At 54.9% G+C, this 12,630-nt stretch carries 7 protein-coding genes; 2 read left to right on the top strand and 5 right to left on the bottom strand.

All coding sequences use genetic code 11. The features are described from left to right. Nucleotides 1–204: 204 nt before the first annotated feature. The gene (locus TH4_RS19450; RefSeq protein ID WP_064782425.1) at nt 205–2,343 is read left to right on the top strand and encodes a methyl-accepting chemotaxis protein; all 2,139 of its coding nucleotides are present in this window, start codon (nt 205–207) and stop codon (nt 2,341–2,343) included. A gap of 81 nt (nt 2,344–2,424) precedes the next feature. On the opposite strand, the gene TH4_RS19455 is transcribed toward TH4_RS19450, so the two are convergent. From TH4_RS19455 to TH4_RS19475, 5 genes are all read right to left on the bottom strand, one after another. Continuing rightward, the gene (locus TH4_RS19455) at nt 2,425–3,030 is read right to left on the bottom strand and encodes a nucleoside deaminase (protein ID WP_064782426.1); all 606 of its coding nucleotides are present in this window, start codon (nt 3,028–3,030) and stop codon (nt 2,425–2,427) included. A gap of 118 nt (nt 3,031–3,148) precedes the next feature. Continuing rightward, nucleotides 3,149–3,403: a hypothetical protein gene (locus TH4_RS19460; RefSeq protein WP_008890625.1), complete on the bottom strand. Its 255-nt coding sequence runs from the start codon at nt 3,401–3,403 to the stop codon at nt 3,149–3,151. A 254-nt stretch (nt 3,404–3,657) separates the two neighbouring features. Beyond that, nucleotides 3,658–4,786 (bottom strand): peptide chain release factor 2 gene (gene prfB, locus TH4_RS19465; RefSeq protein ID WP_157097816.1). Its coding sequence is split into 2 segments (ribosomal slippage): nt 3,658–4,716 and nt 4,718–4,786, totalling 1,128 coding nucleotides; the frame shifts between segments, so codons are not numbered across the junction. 181 nt (nt 4,787–4,967) lie between these two features. Then, entirely contained in the window at nt 4,968–7,391 is a 2,424-nt protein-coding gene (locus TH4_RS19470) for a penicillin-binding protein 1A (protein ID WP_064782428.1), read from the bottom strand. Nucleotides 7,392–7,651: 260 nt separating this feature from the next. Continuing rightward, nucleotides 7,652–8,935: an N-acetylmuramoyl-L-alanine amidase gene (locus TH4_RS19475; protein ID WP_245228021.1), complete on the bottom strand. Its 1,284-nt coding sequence runs from the start codon at nt 8,933–8,935 to the stop codon at nt 7,652–7,654. 649 nt (nt 8,936–9,584) lie between these two features. On the opposite strand from TH4_RS19475, the gene TH4_RS19480 reads away from it, so the two are divergent. Continuing rightward, nucleotides 9,585–12,587 carry an Rne/Rng family ribonuclease gene (locus TH4_RS19480; RefSeq protein WP_064782429.1) on the top strand — a complete coding sequence of 1,001 codons (3,003 nt, stop codon included), beginning with the start codon at nt 9,585–9,587 and terminating at the stop codon, nt 12,585–12,587. The last annotated feature ends 43 nt before the right edge of the window (nt 12,588–12,630 follow it).

Genomic DNA, 12,630 nt, shown 5'->3' on the forward strand with positions numbered 1-12,630 from the left:
TTGAGAATATAATTAATCACACTTCAACTTTTGCGTTTAATGATTAAATACTCAAGAAGCAAGTATTGTCCCCAAATGGGGATATTTTCGCGTCGTCAAAAAAGCGAATAAAGAAACCCGCGGCACATTTTGTTGCTTTTAAACCACGGGTGCAAGCCGATCAGAACTCTGGAACAGGGCAACGGCAATGCGAGAGGAAATGTCATGAAACGTATTTCGGTGAAGCTACCGACGATCATTGCAGGCCTGATCCTGCTGACGGCACTGAGCGCTGGCGGAATTTTATCCTTTGAACTTTGGGTCACCCAGAAAACCGAAGTGCAGAACAAGCTTCTGGCGCTTACGGATGCGCGCAAAGAGTCGATCCAGTCCTACCTGACATCGATTGAAGAAGACCTGATCATCGAGGCAGATAGTGGCTTTACCCGCGATGCGCTAAACGCTTTTTCCCGAAGCTGGGAACAGCTGGATGGCAACCCGATGGCCACCCTGCAAAACCTTTACATCACCGAGAACAACCACCCGCTTGGCGAAAAGCATCTGCTGACCGATGCCGGGGATGGATCGGACTGGAGCCAGGCCCATCGGACCTATCACCCGCATTTTCGCGAGTTTCTTGAACTCAAAGGCTATTACGACATCTTCCTGATCCGCGCCGATGGGGAGCTTGTCTATTCCGTCTTCAAGGAAGCGGACTTTGCCACCAACCTTAAAACGGGCGAATGGGCGGAGACCGATCTGGGTCGCGTATTTCGTGACACACTGGCGCTGAATTCCCCCAAGGACATCGCCTTTACCGATTTCAGCCCCTATGCACCCAGTGCCGATGCCCCGGCCAGTTTCATCGCCCATCAAGTCCGGTCTGAAGCAGGCGAATTGCTTGGTGTACTTGCCTTCCAGATGCCGATTTCACGCATCAACAGCATCATGAATGCATCGGTTGGGATGGGCGAAAGTGGCGAAACCTATATCGTTGGTGAAGACGGGTTGATGCGAAGTGACTCCCGGTTTTCCGAAGAAAGCACAATCCTTAAAACCCGTGTGAACGAGGATGCAACCCGCGATGCATTGGCAGGCAATAGCGGCATTCACGAAATTGTTGATTACCGCGGCGTCCCGGTCATTTCGGCGTATATGCCGATCCAGTTCAATGGCGTCGACTGGATTGTTCTGGGCGAGATTGACACTGCCGAGGCATTTGCCCCGGTTTATCGCGCCCTGATGATTGCGGCTGTGATTGTCGGCCTTTTGGCAGTACTTGGCATCGCGGCGAGTATCCTCTTTGCCCGTTCGGTGACCCAACCGATCAAAAAAATTGTCGGCAACCTTGGCACACTTGCCGATGGCAAGCTTGATACCGAAGTCTTTGGTACCGATCGTCCTGATGAGATTGGCGATATCGCCAAGGCAACCGAAGTCTTTAAAAAGAACATGATCCGGGCCAAGGAACTTGAGGCCCAAGCCGAGCAAGCCAAGGTGCAGGCCGCGGCAGAAAAGCGCGAACAAATGAACAAGTTGGCCGATGCGTTTCAGGACAATGTCGGCACGATTGTCAAAGTTGTGGCGTCTGCGGCAACCGAACTTGAGGCAACTGCCCAAGGCCTTACCGCGATCATGGAACAAACCAATGCACAGGCAACATCTGTGTCAAATGCGTCTGGCCTTGCCAGTACAAATGTCGAAACGGTGGCATCTGCCTGCGAAGAGATGGCAGCATCCATTCGCGAAATCAGCGCGCAGGTCCAGAACGCAACGAACATAACCACCCGGGCCACAGAAACGGCAAGTTCGACCCGCGAAACGGCAAACGGGCTTGCAGGTGCTGTACGCGAAATTTCCAGCGTGGTGGAACTGATTCAGGACATTGCCGAGCAAACCAATCTGCTCGCCCTGAACGCCACCATTGAGGCAGCACGTGCAGGGGATGCCGGCAAGGGGTTTGTCGTTGTCGCACAGGAAGTCAAAAATCTGGCCAACCAGACGGCGCGTGCGACCGAAAACATCACCGCCCAGATCGAAAAGGTACAGGGCATTACCAACACAATGGTCACCGCGGTTGATGAAATCAGCGATGTCATTGAAAACAACAAGCAAAGCTCGACCGTGATCTCGGCAGCAGTTGAGCAGCAGGACGCCGCCACGAACGAGATTAGCCATAACATCGCACTGGCGGCCAACGGCACACAGGAAGTGACCAATGCGATTGGCGATGTCACCAAGGCGGCAAACGAAGGAAGCCATTCCGCGACCCAGGTCCTTGCAAGCGCGCAAGAGCTTTCAAAATCGGCCGCCCGCCTTGGCAAAGAAGTCGACAGTTTCATCGCAACGGTTCGTGCCGCCTGATCAAACTGCCCGAAAATACTAAAACGCGCCCCGCTTGACAGTGGGGCGCGTTTTTTGTGCGTTTAAAGCTTTGCATCGGGCCTAGTTCAGCGGAATGTCGTTATCAGATTTGCTATCCTGATACTGGGCCGACAGCCGGTCATATTCATCTGAAATTGCCTTGGCGCGTGTCACATAGGCGGCCTTATCATCTTCCGGCAGCTCTGCAACCATGCCCATGATGGAATGGCTATCCCAGAAGGCATTGGACTTGTTGTATTCGCCGTCTTCAAGGGTGAAGACCTCCTTCATGATTTTCAGATCATGGGGAATGGCAAAGGCATCACGCGAATCTTCATACGAGAAGAAATAATAGAAATTATCAAACCCGGCCCAGGTGATGGCTGAGAGGCACATGGAGCACGGCTCATGTGTCGAGAGAAAAATCAGCTCCGACGTTGCCGGGCGCTGATCAGAGGGCATTTCATAGAACCGCTTCAGGCAATGGACCTCGCCATGCCAAAGCGGATTTTCAGTTTCATTGTTGGTTTCAGCAATGACCAGAGAAAGGTCATCCTTGCGCAGGATCGCCGCGCCAAACAGTTTGTTACCGCCCGATACGCCGGCACGGGTTTTGGGCAGAATGTCGTCCTCCAGCACGGAAAACAGGCGGTCGAGGATATTCTGATCGGCGTTGGTATCGGTCATGTTGGCGGTCCCGGATGGCGGTGATTCTAAGTATTGCTATTTCATCGCGTCCGGGCCGCCAAGCCAACCTGTTTTTCATATCAACAGGCGCTAAACAGCCTATCGATACGCTTTACAATCAAAGACCGCGCAATATGCCATCATTATCGGGCATCTGGCGCCTTTCCGGCGGAACCGGAATATAGAAATCACGATCAAGCAGGGTGGTGATCGCAATCAGCGTCGGGGATTTCTGATCCCGTACCTTGGTGATCAGCGCATGATCAACCGGGGCCATTTCGCGGATTTTGATGACTTCGAAAATCGGACCGTTGGGTGTAGCGAGTTTGAACTGGTCGCCGACCGCGACCGGACCATGGGACTGATGGGCCATTTGGATCTTCCCGTGAGAGTATGGATGTTTGCTCCGCACGACCTGCCCGTGTCCCGTATTACCCGGGTGTTTTGTTGTATGCGACAGATCGCGCTTGACCACACTGTTGCAGAGCTATCCGGCAATTCTGTGACAGAAATGGGATATTTGCGCTCGAATTGCGATTTTCTGCCGGTTTGGCCAGCGCAAAACAAAGAACACCCCGCCAGATCCGGACGGGGTGTTTTCAAATGCAGGTGGTTCAGGACAGCCGATCAATCGATATCTTCGATTTCCCCATCCGATCCAGTGACCTTGGCAGCAAGGGCCGCGGCCATAAAGGCATCAAGATCGCCGTTCAAAACACCCTGGGTATCAGACGTTTCCGTGCCCGTGCGCAGGTCCTTGATCATCTGATAAGGCTGCAGGACGTAAGAGCGGATTTGATGGCCCCAACCGATATCGGTTTTGCTGTCTTCGACGGCCTGTGCCTCGGCTTCGCGTTTTTGCAGCTCCGCCTCATACAGGCGGGCTTTCAGCATCTTCATCGCCGTATCGCGGTTTTTGTGCTGCGAACGGTCGTTCTGACACTGGGCGACGATGCCGGTTGGAATATGGGTGATACGCACAGCAGAATCGGTTCTGTTAACGTGCTGACCACCAGCACCCGATGCACGATAGGTATCGACACGAAGATCCTTATCAAGGATTTCAATTTCGATATCGTCATCAATCACCGGATAGACCCACACCGACGAGAAGCTGGTATGGCGACGAGCGGAGCTGTCATAGGGCGAAATACGCACCAGACGATGCACACCCACCTCGTTCTTGAGCCAGCCATAGGCATTATGGCCCGTGATTTTGTAGGTCACCGATTTGATACCGGCTTCCTCGCCATCACTTTCTTCAAGCATCTCAAGCTTGTAGCCCTTGGACTCCGCCCAACGATAATACATGCGCGCCAGCATCGATGCCCAATCCTGGGCCTCGGTCCCGCCGGCGCCGGCATGAATTTCAAGATAGGCGTCATTGCCATCGGCCTCGCCCGAAAGCAGGCTTTCAAGTTCACGCTTTGCCGCGATGTCGCGGATCGAGCGCAGAACCTCTTCGGCCTCTTCGACGGTTTCGTTGTCGCCTTCGGCTTCGCCGAGTTCGATCAGACCAACACTGTCTTCAAGCTCCTGGGCGAGCTTTTTATAACCATTGATGGCGTCATCAAGCTGGGTACGTTCACGCATGACTTTCTGCGCGTTTGCCGCATCGTCCCAAAGGGTCGGGTCTTCGGCGAGTGCGTTCAGTTCGTCGAGGCGTCTAAGAGCGTTATCCCAGTCAAAGATGCCTCCTCAGCAGTGCCATCGACTGCTTGATTTCATCGACCAATGCCTGTGCTTCGGCGCGCATTGATGTCTCCGTTATTCGTCTGAAAATCTGTTTTGCCACATCAAAGATGTCGCAATGTCGGCGTGGCTTATAACAGTTTTTGTCCCGCTTGAAACCCCTGCAACCATGCAAAAACCCGACACAGAATTTGTGCCGGGTTAATGTCTTTTTCGGACAAACTCAAAGGTCCGCGAAATACGGCCTAGTAAATGCCACCCGGACCGGACACAGCGCCTGCGCTGTTATCCGAATTGCCCGATCCGCTATAACCGCCATCAATCACATTGTCGTTTGATGCCGGGATTGTTCCGGGTTTGAAGGCCTCCCAGATCACGTCCTGAGCACCCGGACCTGCCGGAAGGCCGGTACGCGATTCAACACGGACCATGCGAATGCCCGGCGGTGTACGGAATGGAATGGCTTTGGTGCCTTCAAGCGCACCGCGCATGAATTCCTTCCAGATCGGGGCAGCAGCACTTGCGCCCTGCTCCTTGTCGCCAAGGGATCGGTTGTCATCGAAGCCGACATAAACGCCAACGGCCAAATCCGGCGAGAAGCCGACAAACCATGCATCACGCGAATCATTGGTCGTGCCGGTTTTACCGGCCAACGGATACCCAAGTTCGGCAATTGTCCGGCCGGTACCGCGCGAAATGACGCCTTCCATGATGTGAACCATCTGGAACGCACTGGCCGGATCGGTCAGTTGTTCACGGTTATCGGGCAGATCAGGTGGCATCTGATTGCGGAATTCCACATCCTGACACAGGCTGCATTCGCGGTCGTCACGACGATAAATCACATTGCCGCGACGATCCTGAATGCGGTCGATCAGGGTCGGGGTGATTTTCTTGCCACCATTGACCAGTTCGGCATAGGCCGCGGTCAGACGCATCACGGTGGTTTCAGCCGCGCCAAGCGACATCGACAGGACATCTGGCATTTCATCAACAATGCCAAACCGTTCGGCATAATCGACAACCGTCGGCATGCCGATGGTCTGGGCCAGACGTACCGTCATCAGGTTTCGCGATTTTTCGATACCAAGGCGCATGGTCGAAGGACCATAGAACTGGCCGCTATAGTTGCCCGGTTTCCATTTACCAAGCCCCGGCCCCTGATCAATCACAAACGGCGCATCCAGCACCAGTGTGGACGGCGTAAAGCCCTTGTCCAGCGCGGCCAGATAAACAAACGGCTTGAAGGCCGAACCCGGCTGACGGCGGGCCTGTGTCGCACGGTTGAATTTCGAAAGATCATGCGAAAAACCGCCCGACATCGCCAATACGCGGCCGGTATGCGGATCCATCGCCACCAGACCACCGTTGACGTTCGGGATCTGGCGCAGGCCATAGGTATTGGGCGGAAGCGTCTCGCCATCAAGTTCAGCGAAATGTTTGACGTAAATGACATCGCCGGGCTTCAGGACATCTGACGGGCGGTTAACCACCGCCCCCAATGTCTGGCCCTTTTGCCACGGGCGTGCCCATGTCAGGAACCGCAGCGGAATGCGGCCCTGTTCGCCACTCATCAGACCCAGTTTTGCCTCGTTGGCATCGGTATCAAGGACAACCGCACGATCCCACGGGATATCGGCAGGTGTTTCCACTTCGCGCAGGGCCTGCTGCCAGTTACCCGACAGGTCAATATTGGTTATCGGGCCGCGCCAGCCATGGCGGCGGTCATAGTCGACCAAGCCGTCAAACAGCGCCTTGTCGGCGATATCCTGCAAACGCGGAACCACGGTCGAACGCACCGAAAGGCCACCGTCATACAGCATGCCTTCGCCGTAACGATCGACAAGCTGACGACGGACTTCCTCGGCAAAGAAATCAGCCTGATAGGTATCAACCGATTCACGGCTTTTGCCAAGAAGCGGGGCTGACCATGCTGCCTGTGCTTCGGCCTCGGTGATGTAATTTTCTTCCAGCATCCGGCCGATCACCCAGTTACGACGCGCCTTGGCTTCGTCGTGATTACGGACCGGGTGATAGTTCGAGGGTGCCTTTGGCAGGGCTGCCAGATAGGCAGCTTCCTCGATATTAAGTTCATCAAGTGACTTGTCGAAGTAACGCAAGGCTGCGGCGGCCACACCATAGCTGCCACTGCCAAGGTAAATCTCGTTCAGATAAAGTTCGAGGATATGTTCCTTGGAAAAGGCGCGCTCGATCCGGAAGGACAGAATGGCTTCCTTGATCTTGCGCTCATAGGACACTTCGTTGGTCAAAAGGAAGTTCTTGGCGACCTGCTGGGTGATGGTAGAGGCACCGACCGGACGTTTACCGGTGCCCATATTAACCACGTTGGTCACAGCCGCACGCAAAACAGAGGCAAAATCGATCCCCGGGTGGGAGAAGAAGTTTTTGTCCTCGGCCGCGACAAAAGCATCAACCACCTTGGGCGGGATGGCCGAAATCGGCACAAAAACACGCTTTTCACGCGCATATTCGGCAATCAACGCACCGTCGGATGCATGAACACGTGTCATGACCTCGGGCTCGTAATTTTCAAGCTGGGTGTAATCGGGCAGTCCTTGGCCAAAGTGCCAGAAGATCGCCAGCATACCGGCGCCGCCCGCAACCGCCATCAAGAACAGAAAGCCGAAAATACTAAGTAAAATTCGCATGTAAGCAGGTCTTTTTCATTTTGTTGGCCTGATCCGGTAGGGGCGCATATTCATGCACTCTTACCGGAAATGCAATGTCCCGGCAGACATTTCGCCTGTCTGTGCCGAAAAAACGGATGTACCCGCATTATAGCGGCAAAAAAATGACAAGGTTGTGACAGCCGCCACGCCAAACAGCATTTGTTCGCGCAGACACCGCAAACAGTAATTTCGCCACCCGTTTCGGGCACAGGCGAAAGCATCGGCATTATGCCCGAGTATTAAAATTTGTGTTTCTCGAAATAGATATCAATTGCCCGCAAGACCGCATCGGCAATCTTTTTGCGATGAGCCGGACTTTGCAACAACTTGGCGTCGGTCGCATTGGAAAGATATCCCATCTCAAACAGGGCCGAAGGGATATCCGGCGCCTTTAGAACCGCGAACCCGGCAAAGCGATGGGTGCGACGTTGCAGTTCTATGCTTTGGGCAAGCTGACTGACCATGTTGGCCGCAAGGGTCGCCGACAGGTTCATGGTTTCACGTTGCGCAAGATCGATCAGAATGCTTTGCACCAGCGTGTTTTCATCGGAAAGATCAATACCGGCGATGACGTCGGCCTTGTTTTCCTTGGACGCCAGTGCCGCGGCCTCTTTGTCCGATGCGTTTTCAGACAGGGTATAGACCGATGCGCCGCGATGCTTGGGATTGCCAATTGAATCTGCATGCAGGGATATAAACAAATCTGCCCCGGCCTTGCGCGCGATGTCCACACGTTGCCGCAATTTCAGGAACACATCCTTGTCACGCGTCAACAAAACACGATAGCGCCCCGATGCGGTCAGGGTTTCGGCCAACTGGCGTGCAGCCGCAAGCGTCAGGTCCTTTTCATAGACATTGCCAACCCCGATCGCGCCGGGGTCAACCCCGCCATGCCCGGCATCAATCGCGATCAGCGGCTTTTCTTCGCCGCCCCGGCCCGATTGCACCGCGACATCGACACTTTGTTCGGTCGCACTGGTATCGTTACGGCTGCGCGCAGAATAGGCTTCCATGCTCTGGCGCGATGCGGTCAGAAACGCATCACGCTGTGTCGGTTTAAGATCGACCACCAGACGGTTGGGCTTCCCGCCGCCGGGCGGTAACGAGAAAATCTTTGAAACCAGCGATGGTTGGGCAACATCAAGCACCACACGGAACGTGCCTGGTTTAAACAGGCCATACCGCAGACCGGAAATAAGGCCGCCACCGGAGGTCACCTTGCCCGGCGGGGCGTTCCAGTCAATTTCCGGCATATCAATGATGATGCGGTACGGATCGGGCAGCAGGAAATAGGTAAAGTCGACTTCCTGATCGAGATCGATCACAAAGCGCGTGTAATCGGGATAAACCCCGAGCCGCGCACCAAGCACCTTTGCCGTTTGGGCAGACGCACCTGATACGATGATCTGGGATGTACACAACAGCGCAAACACCACCATCATCGTCTTGGCGATCTTGGTAAAGACCGACCCTGACGAGGTGTTTGTCGTGATCGAATGTGAGGTCGCGTACTGTGAAGTCATCTGTCGTTTCAGCGCCTGTTACCCTGCAAGAGCATCTGTTAAGCGCTTATAGCAATGCGTTGGTTAACGGGCAATTGACCAACGACAGAACTTGCATGACAGACCGTTCAACTTTCTGCGATGGGCATGAGATGGAGCAAAACTGTAAAAACAGTGTGTTTTCATATATTTGCCCGAACCAAATCAGCCAAAGGAAAATCGCGCGGATTTCCGTGTGTTTTTACACGTTACTGTCAGAAAGTCGTCACATCACGCAACAAAACTGTTTGTAGCATACGCATAAAAGGGATATGTTGCACCCGAGATTCCTATGCTTTGTGGTAAGCAACCAAAATGCCACCAGGCTGAGGACGCGACGAGTGCAGTTCTTACGGTCGGTGTCTCGGTGACGCGGCAATTCCCGCTCCCGATAGAGCCCTCCTTAAAAAGGCTGTCTTGGCGCGCTCGAAGACACGCAATCTAATTCTTTTTGTTTCAACACCAAAACCAGGTCCAACCGGAAGAGCAGCCGACACGCGATGACCCAGATACATACAGGACATATCGCGACCTTTATGGTTGGCGCCTCCGGACACGCCGGTTTGTTTGCATATCAGCGCAATTGCGCCCATAGCATTGAACTGGCGGGGCCTCCAGGAACAGGTTCCGAATGGTCAAACGTATGCTTATCGATGCAACGCACGCGGAAGAAAGCCGCGTCGTTGTTATTCACGGAAATCGCCTAGAAGAATACGACGTCGAAACTTCGACAAAAAAGCAAATCAAGGGTAATATCTATCTCGCGAAAGTCACGCGGGTAGAACCGTCGCTTCAGGCGGCCTTTGTTGACTATGGCGGAAACCGTCATGGTTTCCTTGCGTTCAGCGAAATCCATTCCGACTATTATCAAATTCCGGTTGCCGACCGTGAAGCTCTTGCCCAGCAGAGCAACACACAGGTCAAGGACGCCGAAATCGTCGAAGACAATATCGGCGATACCGAAGACAGCCCGAAAAAAGACAAGAAGCCTTCGCGTTCCCGCTCGCGCCGCAAACCGCGCGCCCAGAGCAAGGACGAAGCATCCGACACGCCTGAGGCAGAAAACACTGACGCGGCTGTATCGGCCGAGGCCGCTGCCCCGTCAGATGCCGCAACCGACAATGCAGGTTCTGGCGAGGAAGAAGAAGCCAAGCCGCGTCGCCGTCGCCCGCGCAATCGTCGCAAGAAAAGCGATGATGTCGAAGCATCTGGCACCGACGCAGAAGCATCCTCTGACGGCAACGACGACAACGGTTCGGACGGTGACGATACCCCGACTGGTGGCAATGCCGCCATGTCTGCGGAAATCGCCGAGCTTGAAGTTGAGGTCGATGACGAGGCCAACGAAGTAACAGCGCTTGACGCGACCGCCGATGTTGAAGAAGACATCGAGGATATGGGTGGTGATGACGATGGCGACGAGTTCGTTGAATCGCACAGCCGTCAGCTTCAGAAACGCTACAAAATTCAGGAAGTGATCAAACGCCGCCAGATCATTCTGGTTCAGGTCGTCAAGGAAGAACGCGGCAACAAGGGTGCGGCTCTTTCGACCTTCCTGTCGCTGGCCGGCCGTTATTGCGTTCTGATGCCAAACACCCCGCGTGGTGGCGGCATTTCGCGCAAGATCACCAATGCCAAGGATCGCAAGCGCCTGAAATCCATTCTGGCCGAGCTTGAGATTCCGGACGGCATGGCGGTTATCGTTCGTACCGCTGGTTCCGAACGGACCAAAGCCGAAATCAAACGCGACTTCGATTATCTGATGCGCCTGTGGGATCGTATCCGCGAAACCACCCTTCAGAGCCAGGCACCGTGCCTGATTTACGAAGAAGCCGACCTTATCAAGCGTTCCATCCGTGACCTTTATGCGCGTGATGTTGATGAAGTTCTGGTCGAAGGTGACGATGGTTACCGGGTTGCCAAAGACTTCATGAAGATGCTGATGCCGTCGCATGCCAAGCGCGTGCAACCCTACAAGGATCAGGGCGTGCCGCTGTTCCACCGTTTCCAGGTGGAAAGCCAGCTTGATGCGATGCTCAACCCGGTCGTACAGCTTAAATCCGGCGGTTATCTTGTTATCAACCCGACCGAGGCACTGGTCGCGGTTGACGTTAACTCCGGCCGTTCGACCCGTGAACGCAACATCGAAGAAACCGCTTACAAGACCAACCTTGAAGCGGCCGAAGAACTCGCACGTCAGCTGCGCCTGCGTGACCTTGCCGGTCTGATCGTTGTCGACTTTATCGACATGGAAGACCACCGCAATCAGGCATCTGTCGAGCGCAAGCTTAAGGAAGCAATGCGCAACGACCGTGCGCGTCTTCAGATCGGCCGTATCAGCCCGTTTGGACTGCTTGAAATGTCGCGTCAGCGCCTGCGCCCGTCGCTGGTCGAAAGCGCGTTTGAAGTTTGCACCCACTGCCGTGGTGTCGGCCTTGTTCGTTCGATTGAAAGTGCAGCCCTTCACCTGCTGCGCGTGATCGAGGAAGAAGGCATGCGTCGCCGTTCCGGTGCGCTGACCGTCCATGTTGCCAGTGAAGTCGCGCTTTATATCCTGAACCGCAAACGTGACTCGCTTGGCGAGATCGAAAGCCGTTATGGCTTCAGCGTCATGATCTTTGGCGATGACAGCCTGATTTCACCTGATCACCGCATCGAGCGTACACGCGCGAAAAAAGGTGACGAGGTCGAAGAGGTTTCTGCGGTTCTCAATACCGACAGTGTGTCGCTGACCGCGATTGAAAACCCGGTTGATCTCGAAGAAGAAGAAGACGAAATCGAGCGCAACGAAGACGACGATCAGGGCGGTAAACGCCGTCGTCGCCGTCGTCGTCGCCGTGGCCGCAATGATGACCGCGATGATCGCAACAATGATCAACCGCAGGAAGCATCAGACGACAGCGATGGCGCATCTGATAATGCAGATGGCAACAATAATGATGACGATGATGACGAAAGCAATCGCAAGCGCCGCCGTCGTGGCAAGCGTGGTGGTCGCCGTCGTTCGCGTCGTCAGGACTTTGACGGCAACCGCACCCGTTCACCAGCAGATGATCCGGCCCTGACGGCGGCACGCCGCAATCGTGACCATGAAGCACCGGATGGCGCGGATGAAAACACCGTGATCGACGCCGACAGCGAAGGTCAGGATGCCGACAGCTTTGATCAGGAAGGCGTTCGCGCCGGTCGTACGCGCAGCACCACTGCCCCGGCCCCGGCCCGTCCGCGTCGTGATCGCAATGACAATCGCCGCAACCGTCGTGATCGCAACAGCCGTTCTGATCGCACTGACGGTGATGAAGATCGTGGTGATGTGAAAAACATCCCGATCCAGTCGGGCCCGGCCCCGGAAGCAAAGCCTGAAACCCAGGCGGAAGCAAAACCGGAAGCCGCAAGCGCACCGGCATCTGCCCCGGCAGAAGTCAGCGCACCGGCACCGAAGAAAGAAACGCCAAAGGCAGAAGCCCCGGTCGAAAAAACGGCAGAAAAACCTGCCGAGAAGCCTGTAGAAAAACCGGCCGAGCCGAAAGCCGCTGAGCCTGCCAAGGCTGAGAAAGCTGAACCGGCGCCTGCTCCGGCAAAAGACGAAAAACCGAAGCCGAAGAAACGCGGCTGGTGGAGCCTTGGTCGTTAAGACCGGGCATCTGAACAAACAAAAAGGGCTGCCCATCGGGCAG

Origin of the sequence: Thalassospira tepidiphila MCCC 1A03514 (assembly GCF_001662875.1) — a bacterium.
Lineage (GTDB): Bacteria > Pseudomonadota > Alphaproteobacteria > Rhodospirillales > Thalassospiraceae > Thalassospira > Thalassospira tepidiphila.

Excerpts from the sequence above, each read along its gene's own strand:
- TH4_RS19455 (WP_064782426.1), bottom strand. The coding sequence starts at position 3,030 with ATGACCGATACCAACGCCGATCAGAATATCCTCGACCGCCTGTTTTCC.
- TH4_RS19450 (WP_064782425.1), top strand. The coding sequence starts at position 205 with ATGAAACGTATTTCGGTGAAGCTACCGACGATCATTGCAGGCCTGATC.
- TH4_RS19480 (WP_064782429.1), top strand. The coding sequence starts at position 9,585 with ATGGTCAAACGTATGCTTATCGATGCAACGCACGCGGAAGAAAGCCGC.
- TH4_RS19470 (WP_064782428.1), bottom strand. The coding sequence starts at position 7,391 with ATGCGAATTTTACTTAGTATTTTCGGCTTTCTGTTCTTGATGGCGGTT.
- TH4_RS19475 (WP_245228021.1), bottom strand. The coding sequence starts at position 8,935 with ATGACTTCACAGTACGCGACCTCACATTCGATCACGACAAACACCTCG.
- TH4_RS19460 (WP_008890625.1), bottom strand. The coding sequence starts at position 3,403 with ATGGCCCATCAGTCCCATGGTCCGGTCGCGGTCGGCGACCAGTTCAAA.